The following is a 20,708-nucleotide window of genomic DNA, read 5'->3' as shown; positions in this document are numbered from 1 at the left end:
ACACCTGAATTTATATAGACGGAAGGGGTTTATCGGAATGGAACAGTTAAGCACAGCAGCAGCAGAGACGTTGCAGCAATGGTTGGAGGATGCTTCGATTGATGAAGCAACGAAACAGGAGCTTCGTGACTTGCAGGATCAGCCGAAAGAGCTGGAGGAACGTTTTTACAGAAACCTGGAGTTTGGTACAGGTGGATTGCGCGGAGTCATTGGTGCCGGAAGTAACCGGATGAACCGTTACACGGTAGGTCGGGCAACGCAAGGATTTGCGCGTTATTTGCTTGAGCAGCATGGTGACCAAGAAGGCAAACCTTCTGTTGTCATTGCTCATGATTCCCGTCATTTCTCACCTGAATTCACACTGGATGCTGCGCTTGTATTGGCTGGAAACGGCATTGTAGCCAAGCTGTTCCCATCCCTGCGTTCAACTCCTGAGTTGTCATTTGCAGTGCGTCATCAGAAGGCAACTGGAGGGATCGTTGTAACAGCGAGCCATAACCCACCGGAATACAACGGATATAAAGTATACAATCATGAGGGCGGTCAATTGGTACCGAATGAAGCGGAAAAAGTCATTCAGTACATCCAGGAAGTGCCTTCCCTAGCTGACGTGAAGAAACTGACGCAAGAAGAAGCAGAAGCTCAGGGGCTCTTGATCTGGTTGGGTGAAGACCAAGATCAAGCATTTGTGGATACCGTAGCAAGTCGCAGTCTCAGTCGCGAACTGATCCAATCCGGCATTGGCCGTGATTTCAAAATCGTTTACACACCGCTACACGGAACAGGTAACATCCCTGTACGTCGCGTGTTGGAGCAGATCGGATTCGAGCAAGTGCATATTGTAGCCGAACAAGAACAGCCGGATGCTGAGTTCTCTACCGTGAAATCCCCTAACCCGGAAGAACGCGAAGCGTTTACCCTCGCAATGAAGTTGGGGGAATCTGTTGGTGCTGACATTCTGATCGGAACAGATCCGGATGCAGACCGTATGGGTGCTGTGGTGAAAGACAATGATGGCAAATATTTCGTCTTGTCCGGTAACCAGTCTGGTGCCATTATGGTACATTACCTGCTCAGTCGCCTGCAAGAGACAGGAACACTGCCAAGCAACGGTGCAGTTGTCAAAACAATCGTAACAAGTGAGATGGGTGCTGTTATTGCTGAACATTACGGTGCAGAAGTGATGAACACACTGACAGGCTTCAAATATATCGGTGAAAAAATGAACCAGTTCGAAGCAACAGGCAGTCATACATTCTTGTTCGGATATGAAGAGAGTTATGGCTACCTTTCCGGTAACTATGCCCGTGACAAGGATGCTGTCCTTGCCTCGATGCTGATTGCTGAAGCAGCTGCCTATTATAAGAGCCAAGGCAAGACACTGTATGATGTCTTGCAAGAGTTGTACAACCAATTCGGATACTTCCTGGAGAAGCTGGAGTCCCGTACGCTGAAAGGCAAAGACGGCGTAGCTCAGATTCAAGCCAAAATGACGGACTGGCGTTCCAATCCACCACAAGAAGTAGCGGGAATTGCGGTACAAGATGTACTGGACTACTCCCTTGGTCTGGACGGTCTTCCGAAGGAGAACGTACTGAAGTTCATTTTGGCAGACGGTTCATGGTTCTGCTTGCGTCCTTCAGGAACAGAACCGAAGATCAAAGTATACTTCGCCGTGCGTGGAGAGAATTTGGAAGATGCGGAAAGCCGGATCGAGCGTCTGGTGACTACAGTGATGTCGCGTGTAGACGCACAATAATACGAATGCAACAATGAGCAAGAACATGAGAAGGCCTCTCCGCACCGTAAGGTTGGTTGGCGGAGGGGTTTTTCTTTGAAATAATATTACAGATGGATCTATATAGATTGAACTGAACATTTACACGAGAACGTAGAGGGCAGAAATAACCTGAAGAAGTGAAACGTTCGCCTTTATCACCAGATTTTCACCTTTATTAAAAGTGAATCAAAAAAATCGGGGGATAACAGCGATCGGAAGGTTGTTCTGTCATCGAAGTGGCAAGTGTAAATAATGCTTTACTTCAATCTATCTAGCATATAAGAGGGCTTGTTGACACAAGCTGTTTGTAACCTATTGTATGAATGTTATATGAACGAATTACTTGAGCTGAACGTGCATTTGGTTCCAACACTTGAGGAGGTACATGTAGTGCGTCAAAAATGGCTTTATTGGAATAACGCTTCTCGGAAGTGGTTGTGGCTCGTCGTTATCATCGGTCTGGTTGCGTCCATCCCTGTAATCAGTGATCGGGTGCAGACAGAATCTTCTGCCAAAAAGGTGGAGCTTGTCTTCAACTATCGGGGTCTTCTGGATATCTCCGCTTATCAGGCACATCCGCAAGATTTCATGAATGAACAATTGACTCGTCTAAAAGACGCAGGCGTAACAACGATGGCTGTGTTCGAAAGTACATTGGACGAGCTGAGAAAGACACGCCGACTAATGGTATATAACGGTCAGGATCTCGCGAACTTGACCAAAGATGTGATCCCTTCTAATGCAAATTACACGTATGTGTTATTTACATCAGAGGAAAACGCACAGACGTATACCCCTATTATTGAACAAACGTTCGCTGATCGGCAGATTCCGGTTGTACCATGGGAATATGAAGGTCGTAGCGGCTTAATATTGCAGACTCCTCCGGAGAATGCCAACATGCAGCCTTTGCAGCCCGATCCGGTTGCCGTGAAGATGCTGCGTGATAAAGGTTTCTACATTTTGCCGCGGATCTCGGACAGTGTGCCATACAGCCAGGAATCGATGGAGCGCTTGCTTACCTTCTTCGAAGAGAATGACGTAAAGCGCATCTTGTTTGATGGTGATGCTGTGAAAGGGTACAATGATAATGCAGAGATGAAAAGCCTCGACCAATTCGCACAGTTGCTGAACAAGCATAATATTGGTCTTGCAGCCATCGAGAACTTGAAGAAACCGCAGTCTGGATTCCAGACCCTTGCTTATAAAACGGACTACAATGTTACGCGTCTGTACTCGCTTAGCGATGGAGATGCCAATCTGGACGTTGATGTCATTGCTGACCGTTTTGTTCTCGCAACCAAGGATCGTAACATTCGTATGCTCTATATGAATGCATCACCAAGCCGGAATACAGCAAAGGCTATGATTACAGATCCAATTGAGAATCTGATCAACAGCCTGGGTGAGCCGGGACATGCGGTAGAACGCATGGCGAAGCATGGATTTGAACTTGGACAAGCTGAAGCATTTACAGTTAAGGATTCCTCGATTCAGCGTTATGCGAAGCTGGTTGCTCTTGTTGGTGCAATTGCCATGATTGCACTTATGGTTTCTTATTTTATCCCACTACTGACCTTGATCGCATTTGTGGTTGCTTTGGTGGGCAGTGCAGGATTGTTCCTCTTGAAACCAACGCTGCTGGAGCAAGGAATTGCCTTGCTTGTGGCAATCGCCGCGCCGACCATAGCGATGGTGCTGGCCGTTCGTACAGTGAACTATCAGCAACAGCGTCAACCCGACGCATCTGCGGGTCGTCGTTTGAAGCAGACATTAATTTTATATGTAAGAACTTCGATTCTGTCATTCCTCGCGGTACCTTTTGTCATCGCGTTGCTTAACAGCATTACGTACAGTCTGGTTATTAACCAGTTCCGCGGCGTGAGTCTGTTGCACTTTGCACCTATGGCACTGGTAGCGATCTATATTGTGTTTTATCGTGGTTCGGGTTCGTTCTCTATTAAGCAAATTAAAGAAATGCTTCGTATGCCAATTAATGTGTTAATGGTTGTTTTGGCACTTGTTGCTGCCGTTGTTGGATACTATTACTTGAGCCGTACAGGCAACTCGGGTTCAGTAACACCATTCGAGATGTTCCTTCGTACCACGTTGGAAGATACGTTCGGTGTACGTCCGAGATTCAAAGAATTTATGCTGGGACACCCGCTATTTATCGTTGGCGTGTTCGCCGCTTTAAAATATCGTAAAGTCATCTTTGTGCTCATTATTGCAGCGATTGGACAGTTGTCCATGGTGGATACGTTCGCGCATATCCATACGCCGGCTGTATTGTCACTCATTCGTGGAGTGATGGGATTGGGACTTGGCTTAATCTTCGGTATCATTGCTGTGGGTGTGTGGCAAGTAGCGGAAGGATGTTGGAAAAAATGGTCACCACTTCTCAAAAGTTAGTCATCTCGGGGTATTACGGATTCCGCAATAGCGGAGACGAAGCGGTGCTAAAGTCGATTTTGACAGCGCTGGAAGAGGAAAGCCAAAGGTCGAACATAACCATTGAACCGATTGTTCTCTCGGGTGATCCCGAGTCGACAACCGCCATGTACGGTGTGCGCTCCGTGCATCGTATGAAATTGAAGGAAGTCCGTGAAGCACTCAAGGAGAGCGACGGGTTAATCAGTGGCGGAGGAAGTCTATTGCAGGATGCAACTGGACTGAAATCCATTCCTTATTATCTGGGTGTAATCAAGCTGGCCCAGTGGCTGAAAAAACCAACGTTTATCTATGCACAGGGGATCGGCCCTGTGAATCGTAAAATTTTTAATCCAATGATCAAATCGGTCTTTAAGGCCTGCACCTATGTATCCGTTCGGGATGAACAATCTGCAGACTACCTGCGTGGGCTCGGGTTACAGTGGAATCAGATCCATGTTGTACCTGACCCCGTAATGGGTTTGCCATTACCTGAAACAAAAGTTGAGAGGGGCGCAGGTGCTGTCTCAGCAAATGCTGCTACTCAAGCTAATCGAGTGGAACCTTCAACTGGAGGACATACCAAGCTTCCTGTGATCGGCGTATCGGTACGTTTTTGGGAGTCCGACCGGAAGGAACTTACGGCTATTGCCGCAGGATTGAAAAAACTGTGCTCCAAAAGAGCCGTGCACTTGCGTTTTCTGCCATTTCATTTGCCGGTTGATGAACAGGCATCACGTTTCCTTATGGAAATGCTCGGTGATGTGACCAGCAAAGGCAGTGAGATTAGCATCACACAGGATTTGACCGATCCTCAGCTTATGCTGGAGGAAGTCAGCAAGTGTGATCTCGTCATCGGTATGCGTCTGCACAGTCTGATCTATGCAGCTTCGCAATATGTGCCTCCGGTGGGTATATCGTATGATCCGAAAATCGATCAATTCCTGCTTCGTCTGGACAGTGAACCAGCAGGCAATACGGATACACTCGACGGCGACAAACTCGCTAAGACTGTTGTTGGACTGCTAGATCAACGTTCACAATGGTTGAAGGAACATGAAGAAGGTATCACCCAACTGAAGCAGGAAGCCAGAGTACCTGCACAGCAGATTATTAACTATTTAGGCCGCAAAGGATGAGATAAAGATGAGTCAGACCGGATCAATACCTACCGTTTCAATCTACGGCATTCCTTTTTCCAAACTGACGATGAAAGAAACGGTGAAGGTTCTCCAGGAAGCTGTGCTGTCCAAACAGACACCACATCAGGTTATTACAGCCAATCCAATTATGGTCATGGCCGCATTGGAAAATCCCGCAATCATGGAAGTCATGCAAGCTGCGGAATTGATTGTTCCTGATGGAACAGGTGTCGTATGGGCTGCAAACTATTGTGGAGATCCTGTAGCTGAGCGAGTGCCGGGTTTTGAGCTTTTACATGAATTGCTGCGTGTTGGAGAAAACTATCGATGGGGCGTATATCTGCTTGGTTCCACCCCCGAGGTGATTCAAGAAACAGCAGTTCGGTTACAACAGCAATATCCGGCGATTCGAATTGTGGGTTATCGTGACGGTTATTTTGGTCCGGCTGAGGATGATCAGGTCATTGCTTCCATTCGGGAAGTGGCACCTGATCTGTTGTTTGTAGCACGTGGGGCAGATACCCAAGAACCGTGGATTCACAAGCACAAAGATGCCCTACAGGTTCCCGTAACCATGGGCGTTGGCGGCAGCTTTGATGTGATTTCGGGCAAAACCAAACGTGCGCCTATGCTGTTCCAAAAGTTAAGACTGGAGTGGTTCTATCGCTTATTGCGTGAACCAAGCCGGGCAGGCCGGATGCTTGCGCTTCCGAAATTCGCTGTTAAGGTGATGCGTGACAAAGAAAACGTGACGAAAGTCCGTTAAAAACAGGTAATTGCGAGATAAATGCGTGTTTTTGCTAGAAATTGAGGATGGCTTTTCGGGTGTGATGAGCGTATAATTCATTCCGGATTACATGTGTGCCACTTCATGAAAAACGGAAGTTGTTGCATACGGCCACTTCGATGTCAGAATAACCTTTTGATCGCTGTTATCTCTGGATTTCTTTTATCCACCTTTGCAAGGTTGAAATCCCGCGATAAAGGCGAACGCTTCGCTTCTACAGGTTATTTCTGCCCTCTCCGTTCTGGTGCAAATTGCATTTTTCATCAAAAGTGACTTACAAATAATTTTATATATAAAAAGAGATCAGGGGATTTATAATTTCGTACAGGTATTATAATTGGGGGTCGAATGTTCAAATGGTAGCGATCTTTATCATTGGATTTATCGTGTCAATGGGACTGGCTCTTGCCCTGACACCACTTGTCAAAAAGTTCGCAGTCCGCATTGGCGCAATGGATACGCCGAATGCACGTAAAGTACACACACGGATCATGCCACGTCTTGGCGGTCTGGGAATATTCCTGGCCTTTATTATTACGGTAGCTGCATTGCTTCCGTTTGTATCGGCATGGTTCACGACTCGTGATATGAGTTTTGTCAGCGCGTTTCTGATTGGCGGAACAATTATCGTGCTGATCGGGGCACTCGATGATCGGTTTGAACTATCGGCCAAAGTGAAGCTGCTTGGTCAGATCGTTGCTGCTTCTGTCGTTGTATTCGGATTTAATATCCGGGTAGATTTCGTTAACATTCCGTTTCAGGATTCCTACTCTTCACTCGAAGCTTGGGTATCCATTCCGCTGACGATCTTCTGGATCGTTGGTGTAACCAATGCGATTAACCTGATTGATGGTCTGGATGGTCTGGCTGCCGGTGTATCTGGTATTGCAATTGGTACCATTGCAGTGATGTCCTTCCTGATGGGTAACATGATGATTGCCTTGATGTGTCTTGTATTGCTGGGTAGTATTATCGGATTCCTATTCTTCAACTTCCACCCGGCCAAGATCTTCATGGGGGATACCGGATCACTATTCCTTGGTTTCTCTCTGGCGATGCTGTCCATGCTGGGATTCAAACAAATTGCTATCGTGTCCTTTATTACACCGCTGATCATTATCGGTGTGCCGCTCTCGGATACCTTCTTCGCGATTATCCGTCGTGCGGTACAACGGAAACCGATTTTCGCACCGGATAAAGGTCACCTGCATCACTGCTTGCGTGAACTTGGATTCAGTCACCGTCAGACGGTGCTGATCATTTATGGAATTGCCGCATTCTTCGGAGTTCTGGCGATTATCCAATCTTCCGCTGCCATGTTCGAAGCGAACTGGGTGACATTTGTGGTCATCTGCATCATGATGTTCTTCCTCCAGGTGGGAGCAGAAGTTATCGGGCTTGTTAGCAAAACGAGAAGACCGGTTATTAACTTCCTGATGCGCATGCGCGTGAAGCTAAATCCGGAGACTCGTTCGAAATCATAATAGATAAATGTAATGGTTACAGCTATTCTTGAATATTATTCCAGACCCAACCTTATCCCATGTGGATAAGGTTTTTTGTTTATTTTGAGATTTTTACTAAATAATTGGAACCTTTTGCCGATATATAAGGTAACTGACTTAAAAAGAGGAGAGATGATATTTAATGCAACAGAAGAAACGGCCGTTGGTATGGATCATGTTGGTCACCATGGTGTTCTCATTGTTCCCACAAGGTCTGTTCGGTGGGTCCGTTGCGTCCGCTGCAGATGCATTTTCAACGTATTTTACGCCATCCGATCGAACGATCCGAGAAAGTTCAAGACTTTCGTTAGTTTCTAACAAAGGTGAATTTATCACTCGGGATAATGTTTATAAAAGCCCAACGTCATCATTAACAATAACAGGTACATTTTCTATGGTTAATGGAACATCACTTAAAGTGAAAGTAGAGCAGTTGAATCTTACTCAAACTGGAGCTGTCCAAGAATGGAAAGTTGATGAGACACGTACGACTACGACTGCCATAACTGACAATGGTAACAATCGGTTTACAGCAAATAGTGTAGGTTTGTTTTCTGGATTTAACAAAGTTACATTTATCGGGACACAAGGACAGAGCACTGTGGAAAGTTCAGATACATTCTATGTTTTGTATGATCCTGCCCCATTTATTGAAAATTTCACGCTCTTCACAGATCCTTCAGCTGAGGGAGGTAGCGTAGCTTACAATCTAAATGAAGGTACAGAGACTGTAGTTGATACAGAACGAGTGGATTTTCAAGGTAATGTGAAGAATGCAACTCAAGTGATCGTGTCTGTTAATGGTAAGGACGACATTGATACACCTGTACGACCAGATGGAAGTTTTTTTGCTGCACAAATGAAATTGTTGCCAGGTAAAAATATTCTGAAGTTTAAAATTATAAGTGAAGCCAATCAAATTGAAACAGAGCGTGCGGTTTATTATTTTGATAAAACGAAGCCGTTCGTCGAACTCGAAGTGAATATTGGTAGTGAAACGAAATCTGTATTGAGCAGAAATGATCCAGCAACGTTCACAGATCCAAACCAGAGTACTGCAACGTTGTCTGGTGAAGTGTTGATTCCGTTTGAGGAAGGTAGTAATAACTTTGAAACAGACGGGGAAGTGTCAATACAGCCTGGAGGACAATTAACCTTTGAGGATTATGATGTTACGGTAGAAGATGAGAAACTGATTACAGGTCCAGATGGAAAATCTGTGAAATATAGAATGGTTAAGTTCCAGGGGAATGCAACCTATAATTTGACACCTGAGGGATCAATCGTAGCGAAGAATCAAATTCTTAAAGTTAAAGTAACACAAGGAACATTCAGTGCAGAGTATGCAGCAAATTATGTATATTCATCGGATGCACAGGATATCACTAACATATACTACTTACCTAATTATAAGGGTGGGGTGATCGACTCCAGAACTGCGTTGAATGGGGCAACATTGCAGGATGATGAAGTTTATATATTAGTTGAGTCTAGCAGACCGATCTCAAAGACACTAAAAGCTGTATATTTGCCTGCTGGAGCTAATGAGCTTGATATTACAGAATATACTGGCACTCCGGCTGCTAGTGGCTTAGAGTCCAATCAAAAAGTATACGTTATTAAGAAGCTTGCGAGCGGTAAGCAACAGATCCGCTTCTCATTTGGAACTAATGTTTCACCAGAACTCTCAAAAGTTGTTGAGGTGACCTATGCTACAATCAGTTCGATCTATGTAGAGAGCTTGCAGAATGGTAGAACATATACCTTTGACTCATCTAAAGGCACTCAAAACCTGACTCTTAAAGGGGAATTGCTTGGTTTCAAATCCCTGACAGATCTCAAGGCTGAGTTGATTGTTAATGGTCAATTAAAGGCAACGACTGATGCAAGTCTGGTACAAGCTCCAGTTCTTGCTTTCCCTAAAACTAAAGACTTTAACTTCAGTCTTCCGATTCAGAGATCAGGTCCTATCTTCTACGGAGAGAATACCATTGAAATACGGGCTATCGAAGAAGATGCAGGGGGACTCCCTAGAACGATATCCATAATTTTGAAGATCAATGTAGTGGATACGAATAATTCAACGATTTCTACATTCATGCCCACATTGATTCCTAAAGATGCCAGAAGTCCTATTGATAAAGACACAGTATCGGCTTATACGGAAGATGAATTGAGTAAGATCTTTGCCGTTACTCCAGACTTTTTGCTCAAAGATAACAAATACGTAACAAGTGAAAAAGAATATGACTTGGTATTCCGGGGTAGTGGTGCACAGAACATTAATGTGTCATATGGATCAAAAGTAATCTTTAGTAAAACCGTTGGCACAGCGCCAGTTAGAGACACTATTAACAATGGATCACTTGGAGGAGAAACGACCGGCTCTGACTTTGCGGGTAATGAAGATCAGTTTATTGCTCGGCTTCGTGGGCTGAAGTTTGATGCACCGGGAACTCAAGTGTATACACTCGAATTAATTAATAGTACAGGTGCCCGCTCTACACAGAGAATCGAAATTGTCCGCGAACCTTCGGCATATCGAATTGTTGCACCTCAGCCAACAGTTGGTAATCAGATTGTGGTTAATAAAAACTTTGTTCGGTTTGATATCGAGGCAGAGGGAGCAACTGAGGTTCTTATTGGAAAAGAAGCAGCGGTTAAACGTCCTGACTTTAACAATCGTTTCATACTGGATTACGTGGGATTAAAAGCCGACAAAGAAAACAAAATCAAGATTAGCATTACTCGTGATGGTGGAACTACTAATGATACGGTAACTGTGTATTACACCAGTGCGGTTACAACAGATTCGCAGTATATGGCTCCTAAAGTAGCCAATAAATACACCGTGTTCAATAAAGAATTAACGTTGTCCTTCCCTAAAGGGACGGTTCTTCAGTCGGAGAACTCGATAGGAATCACGAAATTTTATCCTAACAACAAACTTTTGTTTGGTATTGCAGAACCAGCAAAAGGTATTGTAGAGCGAATTAATGATTATGGAAATTCAATCGGTGTTGATTCGGATGAAAGAGGTACAAATGTTCAAAAAACACCAATACAAGTGTCTCCAACGATTTCTGGTAATTTCGCATCTACTTTAAGTACAGGTGATTTTGTACTGATTTCGGATATCTACTGGATCAATGGTGGCTTAGGAGAGCTAGGTAACAAAAGTGACAATGGATACAAACCTGGCACAAACGGTCTAGCTCCTTATAGCGTAGAAGGGACATTTACCAACTATGCTGCAGAACGTATCCTGACACCTTCACAGCGGGGAACATTAACATTGAATTATGATCCATCCATTGTAGATGATGTAGGGTCTACAATTACGGTTTACAAATACTCAGATAAAACAAATCCAGGTAACTGGGTATCCATTGGTGGTAAAGTAGATACGAAGAAGCATACGATTACTGTACCGTTTGATGAGTTTGGTTATTACAAAGTCATGAAGCAGAGCAGAAGTTATTCGGATATCACAAATCATCCATGGGCAAGAAATGTACTCAATGCGATGTATTCCAAAGGGTTGATGAAGCCGTTGAAGAGTAATTCATTCGGTGCAGATGATCAAACAACACGTGGGGAATTCGCAACATTGTTGGTTAAGGGAATGAATATTCCATTGATCAATCCAACCAAACAAACGTTCAGTGACGTAGGGAAAGGCACTGGAGCTGAGATTTGGAGTTATGAAGCCATTGAGACAGCAGCGCTTGTGGGGATTGTACAAGGACGCAGTGATGGATTCTTCCAGCCACAATTACCAGTCTCCAGAGAAGAGGCGGCTGTTATGATTGCGCGTGCAATGAACGCAAAACTTGCGGCCAATGATAGCAAGTTATCTTCAGCACTAGGCAAGTCATTCCTGGATTCATCTTCAATCGAGTATTATGCTCGTCCAGCTGTACAAGCAGTGACAAAAGCGAAGATCATGGAGGGAAGCCCTGTGACTGTTCCAGGGGCTAAGAAACCTTCGTATCAATTCAATCCAAAAGGGAACATGACTCGCGCGGAAGCGGCGAAGATTGCTGTGGAACTGCTCAAAAAGAGCACAGGATTATTCCCTAAAACTCTGAGTTAATTCATTTGATACATGGAATCAATTTAGGAAGGACCTGTCCCTTACTCTAAAGGGGCAGGTCCTTTTCATGGCTGTCAATGAATTGACATAGAATACTTTTATAATAGAAGAAACAGAATTTTTACCAATAACTATTTTTGTAATTTGCTAGAGTTTAAGATACAATAACGGTAAATACACAATGATCTAGAGGGTGAAGTTAGCTAATGAAACCGATTTATTCGAAAGCCCAACTGGGCTACATGAAGGCAAAGACACAGTTTGAGAAGCAGGCAGTCATTCTGGAGAAAAAGTTGGAAGATACACGCAAGACTCAGGAGATCTCTCAGGAAGTTATGGAAGGGCTTGTACAGTCCACTGGCTTCCATGATGCGTATAACAATCTGGTTCTGGCTGAGAATGAGTTGATTGAATGGTCTCACACGACGATGAAGCATGAGAAAACGTACCGTGAGAACAGACAACCAATTGACGATATGTATCTGAGATTGAACAGTGATCCAAATATGCGTGCTCAAATTATTGAACTTGCGATGAAGATTAAATAACTTATATTTCCAGAAATGCAGGAAAAGCATCCCAATAGGGGTGCTTTTTTATTTTATTTTTTGTGAATTTTGTCGCTTCATGGGCTGAAGTTGCGGGTATAAATAAACGTTGGTAGCACAGGTAAACCAGAGATCACAATTCCAGATTCACTGCTGTATCAACGGTTTGAAAAGGTTTTGAATGGCTTCACTACCCGCACTGTACCTATACATAAAAAAAATCAAAACTTTTTTTGTGCAATCCGCAACTTTTTGAAATCTACTGCGTTTAAAGTGTAGAGTCGAAAACATTGGGCCTGTTACCAAGAATGACCTCGTGAAGAATCTTGTCTATTTTTTAGAAAAAATTGCTTTACGGCACGAGAGACCCATTGTATAATACGTAAGGTAGGATTAGGAAACTACTCTATTTACGTGTGATTCTGCTTTATTAACTAGTTTACAAGTTTCTGTGATATGCTCACAGACATCATTTATATTAACTTGCTCACAACTCTGGAAAGGGGGTGCAACAATATATGAGGAATACGAGCGACCCTATTAAAAAAGAAAATTCAAATGTTATGAACGCCCAAGGAGGAGAAAAAAAGGTTATGAAGAAAATTTTATCCGTAGCATTGTCTACAGCAATGGCATTCTCAATGTTTGCATCTGTAGCATTCGGTGACACAGCAGTTTCCCCGCAACAACAGTTTGATGCATTGAAAGCAAAAGGTATCTTCAACGGTTATCCGGATGGTACAGCAGGTCTTGACAAAGACATGACTCGCGCTGAGTTTGCAAAAGTTATCACTAAATTGCTGGGTCTGAAAGAGATCACTGGAACTCTTTCTTACACTGACAAAAACTACACAGCTAAAAACTGGGCTGTACCTTACATCGAAGCAGTAACTGCTGCTGGTATCATGGAAGGTAAAAACGTTGAAAAGAAAATCTTCGACTTCAACGGTAAAGTGACAGTAGCTGAAATGGCTACAATCCTGACTCGTGCACTTGATCTTGAAATCCCGGCTGAAACAAACAACACTGCAGCAGCATGGGCTAAAGGTTATGCTCAAGCAGCGATCAATGCAGGTCTGATCGACGCTAACGCTAACTTCGCTGGAAATGCTTCACGTGAATTGCTTGTAGGCGCTGCTTACGCAATTGACGAAGCTCAAAGCATCAAAGTTGAATCTTACACAGTATCTGAGGCTGGTAAAGTAGTTGAGTTCAAAATCAGCGACGGCGAAACTGTAAAAGTAACTTTGGATAAAGCTCTTGAAGCTAACAAAGAAACTGAAGTGAAGTTTACTTATAAAGATAAAGAATTCACTGAAAAAGTTACTTATGTAGTAACTTCTGCAACTAAAGTTGAGAGTGTAAAAGCTAGCAACCTTAAAGAAATCGATGTTGCTTTCGACGGTAAAGTTGACAAACTGACTGCTGAAGACAAAGATCGTTACTCTGTAGATAGTTCTGTTGTAATTGAATCCGCTGCATTGCAATCCGACGAGAAAACAGTTCGTTTGACTGTTGTTGGTAATTTGCAGAATCAAAAACCTTACAAAATTTCTGTTCGCAACGTTAAAGCGGGAGAAAGAACTGTAAGTGTAACTAACCAAGAATTCACACCGCTTGACAATGCTCTTCCAGAAGTTGCAACAGTGAAATCTTTGGGAACTAAAGCAGTGAAAGTAACATTCACTGAGCCGGTTAAATCCGCTACATCTGCTAACTTCAAATTGGATGGTAAAACGTTCTTCGGTAGCGTAACTGAAGGTAAACGTGATTTGATCCTGAAACCATACAGCTCTACTGATCTGACTGTGGGAACCCACAAGTTGGAAGTTTCTGGTGTTGAAGATTTCAACGGATTCAAAGCTCTTACTAAAGAAGTTGAATTCGAAGTGGTTTCTGACACTACTGCACCAACTATCGCTAACGTAACAGCTACACTTGAAAAAGCAACTGTAACATTCAGCGAAGAAATTGATCCAGACACATTGTCTAAATCTAACGTTTACTGGAAATCAGGTAACGACAAAAAAGCTGCTGATTCCTTCACGCAAGTATCGCCTGAAGTATATGAATTCAGCTTCAAGTCTAACCCATTCCCTGGTTATGAAACACCATTCTTCGTAGAAAATGTTAAAGATTACTCTGGTAATCAAATCACTGCTACTGAAACTAAATTGAGAGCTGAAGTTGACCAAACTCGCCCAGAAGTTACTGAAGTAACTCTGAACAGCACGGACAACAAAGTAATCAATGTTAAATTCAGCAAAGAAGTAAAAGTTGAAGATGTTAAATACTTCACTTTGACTAAATCTGATGGCAAAACTGTAGCTTTGAGAACTGTAATTGGCGTTGATGGTACTTCTGAAGATAAAGCATTCAAACTTTCCACTTATGATGCTCTTACTGAAGATTCTTACACGCTCAAAATCGTTGGTGTTCGCGATACTACTAAGTTGAACAACACTATGCTTGACTACACTGCAACTGTAACAGGTAAAGATAATGTTGCACCAGAATATTCAGGCAACTCTGCTACAAGCGCAACTCGTACTTTGTACATCAGCTTCAACAAAGCTTTGAGCCCGGTTACAGTTGGAGATAAGTCTAACTACTTGGTGAAAATTAATGGAGTTGATCAACAACTTCCTTCTGGTACTGAAGTAACTCCAGTTAATGAAGGTAAAGGCGTTCGTATCGTATTCCCGCAATACATTGATAATGACGCTGTCGGAATCAATGATCCTGCGTTCGCTGCTAACATTACACACTTCACTTTGCTGGGTCTGAAAGATACAGCAAATAACGTAATCAACAAAATCGGTGTTTCCACAGCTATCAATACAGCTGCTGCAACAACTGTTGTTTATGAGTCTGGAGTAACTGAACATGCTCGCTTGACTGAAGAGGGTACAATCAAAGTTCGCTTTGATCAACCAATTTCTGCAGTTAAAGCAGGTGACTTCAGCGTATCTCAAGGTGGAGTAACTAGTGCTTCTGCTGATGGCACTAACCTGGTTACTTTGAAAATTTCCGGATTGGGCAAAACTGGCCTTACATCACAAACTGGTACTACTGATTTGGTTCTTAACGTATTATCTGGAAATACTATTAAAACAGTAACAGGTAACGCTGTAGCTCCAGGGACAGTTAGTTTGAAAGACAAAGTTAAACCACAAGTTCAACTTGCAAGTGGTCAAACTCGTCTGACTGTTGAAAATAACAGAACAATCTTGTTGCCATTCTCTGAAGTCCTTAAATCTGCTGATGCTGATAAGTATGCAGAAGATGTTATCGTTCGTAACGTAAGAACAGGAGATCGTTTGAGCTCCACTCAATATTCCACAAGTGTTACGGGTAATCTCCTGAAAATCACACTTGCTGGATCACTGAATTCTACAGACGATTATAATGTAAGTGTAAGATCTGATGCTACTTCCTTGCAGGATGTTGCAGGAAACTTGGCTGTTTCTTCTTCCACTTATGCAACTCAAACTGGTCAACTTAACACTGTAGCAACAGGTTTCACTGCTACTGATGCAGCTGGCAATGGCGGCGTTGCAGCTGTAACAGGAGTTAGAGAAATGAATTCCTTAACTATTTCTACTCCTACTGCATCAGTTGCTGGTGACATTAACGTTACTTTCAATGATGGTGGAACTCCTGTAACTGAACTGGTACCTGTGACTGCAGCAGAAGCTCCAGCATCTATTGCTAATAAAGTTGCGTTGGCGTTTGGTGATCTTTCTGGATACACGGTAACAAGAAATGGCGCTAAAGTTACTTTTACTGCTGATGTTGCAGCTGCAGATAAACCAGTAGTTATTACAGTTGCTGATGATACTACGGCTACAAATGTGGTTGGTGATGATTCTCAAGATGCAGCTGGTGTAGCTGAAATAACTGGAGTTCAACAAACTCACACACTTACAGTGACAGCTCCAACAACACCAAAAGCTGGATTCAATACAGTAACATTCACTGACGGTACAGTTAATGTTTCCGTGAGAATCACTGTTTTAGCGACTGACGATGCAACTACTATTGCTGGCAAAATTGTTACTGCATTTAATGCAGAAACAGCTCCATATACTGCAAGCAATACAGCTGGTGTAGTTACATTTACTGCTGATACAGCAGCAGCTCAAAAAACAATTAATGTTTCTTTTAACTAATTAAACTGTATTAAAAAAAGATCTACTCATATGAGTAGATCTTTTTTACTTTCCGCATACATGTGAGACTAATATTTTCGGCATAGATAAATGTTCATAATGATAATTACTACCAATAGGGGAATATGGATGTGAATAGAATACTCAGAATTAAAACCAACAACATCGTAACTTTCTCCCTCTCTTAAACGTTTATACTATAAAGCAATAAGAAACTTATGGGAGGTTTGGAAGTGGAGCAAAGAAAGGTTTTAGTGAGTTTTCTGGCAAGTGCCTTGGTTTTAAGTTCAACTGCTGGAATTACAGTTGCAGCGAACACTGACAATAATACGAATAAAACAACTACCAATAGTTCAAATACCACATCTAGTAAATCATCAACAGAGAATAAGGTAGTACATACTTTAGGGAACTTGTCTCCTGTTAAGGTAACCGCGCGTAGTTCAGTTAGATTAACTGACGTAAACATTCTCTCACAAGATGACGGTAATATTGTTACATACACATTGACCTATAAGAACAATGATAGCAAGCCTTTGATGATGCTCGATTATTGGAGTAAGGTGAAAACAAAAGGTGGCACGCTGTTCTCACCGAAACTGATTGCCAAGGATCAAGAAAAGAAAACCGTAGCTGCTGGATCAAGCGTAGATCTAACCTACACGATGAAGGTTGGGCGTGAAGTAAAGCTGAGTGATTTGAACTTCCTGATTGTGAAGTGGGATTTCAGTAAGCCTAATTATGAAAGTACCTTAGGGAAATTTAATGTTCCTGCATCGTATAGTGTTACAACACCTGTAGGGAAGACAAAAACAGTTCGTCTCAGTGACTCGTCTGTGAAGGTTAAGGTGTCAGGTATTAAGGTGTTCCCTGGGGAAAATAAGAATCAATATGTCAAAGTCGGTGTGAACCTCAATAATATCAGCTACAAATTGCTTGAGAACCCGAATATCAAATGGATCTTGCGCACGCCAAGCGGTACCAATTATCCATTAACTCCAGATAAGGATAGTGCAAGCATCAGTATTCAGGCGCAGGCAAACAAGACACTTAGCTTAATGGTGTCCTTACCAACATCGGTAAAGCTATTAAAATCAGAATTGTTACTGGTAGAGGAACAGGGTGAAGAGAAGACAGCACTACCTGTTGCGGCTTTACAATTACCGCAGGCAAGCACATCAAACGTAGAAACGACAGCAAATGAACCTAATATAATTTCTGTAGACGGACAACGACTGTCCACTTTACTTGAGTCTGCAAAAATACGTGTAAATGAGAATGAATATGATTTAAATATGCAGTTTGTATTGAAGAATGAGGGCAAAAAGGTAATTAAGGTTCCTACTTACACTTTTGAAGTTCGTACTGCAGATGGTACCATTTATCCTGTTGAAACAAAGGCATTAGAAACGTTGAAGTTAAATCCTGGAGATATCAAAACGATTAAACTTAATACCACAATTCAAGGCAACGGTGATGCAAGTCAGATCAAATTATATGCGATGAGTCCTTTGGATAAGAGCGAGACTACAGAATCCACGAGTTCTTCTAGCGCTTTAGTTTTTTCCTATCCTGTAGGAATCTATGCTATACCAGAGTCTGTATCAAGCGGTGATGGTCTAACTACAGAGACTGTAATTAAGAACAATAAAGGTACATTTGGCGTATCTTTGGGTTCATTACAACGCTTGCCGTGGTTAGACAGTGATATTGTGGCAGCTAAAGTCACGATTCGTAATGCGGGAACCAAAACAGTGCAACTTCCAGAGCTCGATGCAATGTTCACGATTGATTCAGCTCAGATCGATGGTGACAAGAAACTGATCTACACCCAAAGTGGGAAGCTTCTTGGGGCAGGCATGACCACTGAAGCGTATCTTCTGACCAAAATCCCTTCTGAACTCCTCATGGGGCGTCTTGAAGTGAGTTTGATCGAGAAAGTTAGTGAAGAAGAAACGAATGAGTGGATTACCTTGAACACATCAGGATTGATTCAACCTGTATCTTATGTTGGCTCAGGTAAGACTTATACATCTGGTGCTCAGGATAAAGAGACTGAAATGAGTGTTCGTAGAACGATACGTTATCCTGGAACATCCTCAGATATAGTATATACCGAATTTGAGATGACCAATAAATCACTACGTCAGAACGGACTTGGCAAATTGGTAGGATATTTTAAGACATCGGACGGTCAATATTACAAAGCAACTGCTAAACAATCTGAACGCTCACCTGGCCCAGGTCAGAAGTCAATTGTGACGTTCTCGGCGAAACTTCCGAAGTCAGTTACATTCTCAGATTTGCGTCTGCTTGTGGGTGAGGGCGTTGCAGATAGCAAGTTTGTTACTGGTGAAGGTGAAGCTACCGCTTATGTGAATGCAATGGCATTCGAGGTACCACCAACCTCAATAAGTGTTCAAGGGAACTTCAACAACATTGATCTTTATCCGTACACATTAACTGCTAACAGTGTTCGAGCATATCTTGTGGGCAGCAATTCTGTACAAGTTGACATGAATTACACGCTTAATCGTAGTGAAGAGATCGAAATGGCTGAGTATGAACACAAATGGATTCTTGCATTTACAGCTCAGAATGGAAAAGTATTTGAGAAAGAACTGACTCCAGGAACAGATGTGAAAGTAGGAAACAATCAGACTTTAAGTTGGAGTGTTGAGGACAGCTTCTTCGAAAAATTAAGAGGAGGGTCTTATCGCTTAGCGATATATGATCAGTTCCAAGGACAACGTCTGCTACTTGCTGAGCAAGCTTATGGTTACGATGTATCCAAGTTACCAAAAGAAGAACCTGAAATTCCTGTGATTCCTGAGGGCTGAATAACCAGATAACAACAATTCAAGAATACTTACTGAATATACTTGCTATTATTTCTTGCTATTTAAGACATCCAAACCTCGTCTTCTACAACACGGAGACGAGGTTTTGCTTGTCGCGTCCCTATTTTTTCTCTATAGTTAAAGTTAATAGATTACCAGAGGAGGAGAATGATTCACATGAAACCTTATATGAAAGTATCCCTCGCTGCGCTCGCCATTGGTGTTGGCGTCTGGGTTGGGTCGGTATACAGTAATACAGCCATCGGTGCAGGTACAAGCCAGCCAGGAACTGCAGATGATCCGGTTGTAACAAAGAGTTATGTAGATCAGCAGATCCAACAGGCTTTGGGTGGTAAAATCCCAACAGGAAGCGGTAGTACCAATACGGGAACAGACAGCAATGCAGGAAATGGTAACAACACCGGTTCTACAGGAACCGGGAACTCAGGTAGCACAGGTGGAGACACATCCCTTCCTCCACTGGTCTCGGGCGCTTCTGAAGCCGTTGAGATCGTAACCGTGAAGCCGGGTCAACAGCTGATCGGTAAGTCTGGCGCGGAGTTCATTGTACGGAGCGGTAAAGCTGTGATCGTCAGTGAAGGTACAAATGGTGTAGCTGATCTGACGGACGGGATTGACCTCACGAATGGACAGGCAGCGCCGACCAATCACCTGCTCTCTTTTCCAAGGGATGGACGGGGGATCACGGTCTTGGAAGGAAACAAATACAGCTTAACCGTAATGGTTCGTGGTGGATATGCTCTGAAATAGGATTTGTAGCTGTTAAAGGAATTATTCAGTAGTCATACATTTCATTTGCTCAGATTAACCAGTTCTAACAAACATTAATATGGCTAGCAAGCCTTGTTCCTGCTCACTCTATAACTGTTGACAATCCATTAATGGAGGTGCAGGAATCATGGCTAGAAGCAATCGCAAAGTGGTACCCGAAAGTCGTCAAATGCTGGATCAAATGAAGTATGAGATTGCTGCAGAGTTTGGTCTCAATGTGGGTTATGGTGGCAGAGGTTTAGCTGGTACGGATACAGAATTTGGATCTGAACTGGGTGAAGTGAGTGATCACTCCTATGGGCAATACAGAGGGTGGGGACATCTGACTTCCCGCGAGAATGGATCGGTTGGTGGAGAGATCACCAAAAGGCTAATTCGCCAGGCAGAACAGCACTTATAGGGCATTTTCCTTACCCCATTTCGTTTGACACGTCTTGACAAATACGTTAAGATGGCACTTGAGGTATACAACCTTTTCCACTAGGGAAAGGTTGATTTTCGTTTGAGGCAATTACCTGAAAAATCCTTATCTTCGGTACTGCGGACCCTGCGTCCTTATTCCATTTTGGAAAGCTTCGAGGGTACAGTGAACGAATCGCTGTCATGTTTTGTTCGG

Annotated in this window: 11 protein-coding genes; all 11 read left to right on the top strand. The window is 43.0% G+C overall.

Annotated elements, in window-relative coordinates:
* Positions 1-37 precede the first annotated feature (37 nt).
* The 11 genes from MKY66_RS27270 (at position 38) to MKY66_RS27220 (ending at position 20,492) form a co-directional block, all read left to right on the top strand.
* A complete protein-coding gene (locus MKY66_RS27270; RefSeq protein WP_076209803.1) occupies positions 38-1,759 on the top strand; it encodes a phospho-sugar mutase in 1,722 nt (573 codons plus the stop codon).
* Positions 1,760-2,170: 411 nt separating this feature from the next.
* Positions 2,171-4,192, top strand: a complete 2,022-nt coding sequence (locus tag MKY66_RS27265) for a DUF5693 family protein (RefSeq protein ID WP_076209804.1) — start codon at positions 2,171-2,173, stop codon at positions 4,190-4,192.
* On the top strand, positions 4,168-5,349 hold the full coding sequence (gene csaB, locus MKY66_RS27260; RefSeq protein WP_076209805.1) for a polysaccharide pyruvyl transferase CsaB: 1,182 nt from the start codon (positions 4,168-4,170) through the stop codon (positions 5,347-5,349). The genes MKY66_RS27265 and csaB overlap by 25 nt, the downstream gene beginning before the upstream one ends.
* 7 nt (positions 5,350-5,356) lie before the next feature.
* Positions 5,357-6,118 carry a WecB/TagA/CpsF family glycosyltransferase gene (locus MKY66_RS27255; protein ID WP_076209806.1) on the top strand — a complete coding sequence of 254 codons (762 nt, stop codon included), beginning with the start codon at positions 5,357-5,359 and terminating at the stop codon, positions 6,116-6,118.
* Positions 6,119-6,495: 377 nt separating this feature from the next.
* Complete coding sequence (locus tag MKY66_RS27250) at positions 6,496-7,623, top strand: MraY family glycosyltransferase (protein WP_036667762.1); 1,128 nt, start codon at positions 6,496-6,498, stop codon at positions 7,621-7,623.
* A 163-nt stretch (positions 7,624-7,786) separates the two neighbouring features.
* Positions 7,787-11,740: an S-layer homology domain-containing protein gene (locus MKY66_RS27245; RefSeq protein ID WP_076209807.1), complete on the top strand. Its 3,954-nt coding sequence runs from the start codon at positions 7,787-7,789 to the stop codon at positions 11,738-11,740.
* Between the two features lie 206 nt (positions 11,741-11,946).
* The gene (locus MKY66_RS27240) at positions 11,947-12,288 is read left to right on the top strand and encodes a hypothetical protein (RefSeq protein WP_036612519.1); all 342 of its coding nucleotides are present in this window, start codon (positions 11,947-11,949) and stop codon (positions 12,286-12,288) included.
* Between the two features lie 518 nt (positions 12,289-12,806).
* Positions 12,807-16,460, top strand: coding sequence for an S-layer homology domain-containing protein (locus MKY66_RS27235; RefSeq protein WP_076209808.1), 3,654 nt, complete (start codon positions 12,807-12,809; stop codon positions 16,458-16,460).
* A 233-nt stretch (positions 16,461-16,693) separates the two neighbouring features.
* Positions 16,694-19,300 (top strand): hypothetical protein, encoded by a 2,607-nt coding sequence (locus MKY66_RS27230; RefSeq protein WP_076209809.1) that lies wholly within the window; start codon positions 16,694-16,696, stop codon positions 19,298-19,300.
* Between the two features lie 177 nt (positions 19,301-19,477).
* Positions 19,478-20,071 (top strand): hypothetical protein, encoded by a 594-nt coding sequence (locus tag MKY66_RS27225; RefSeq protein ID WP_076209810.1) that lies wholly within the window; start codon positions 19,478-19,480, stop codon positions 20,069-20,071.
* Between the two features lie 148 nt (positions 20,072-20,219).
* The gene (locus MKY66_RS27220; protein ID WP_076209811.1) at positions 20,220-20,492 is read left to right on the top strand and encodes an alpha/beta-type small acid-soluble spore protein; all 273 of its coding nucleotides are present in this window, start codon (positions 20,220-20,222) and stop codon (positions 20,490-20,492) included.
* Positions 20,493-20,708 lie beyond the last annotated feature (216 nt).

Origin of the sequence: Paenibacillus sp. FSL R5-0766, assembly GCF_037971845.1 — a bacterium.
Lineage (GTDB): Bacteria > Bacillota > Bacilli > Paenibacillales > Paenibacillaceae > Paenibacillus.
This window is presented reverse-complemented; position numbering and strand designations above follow the sequence as displayed.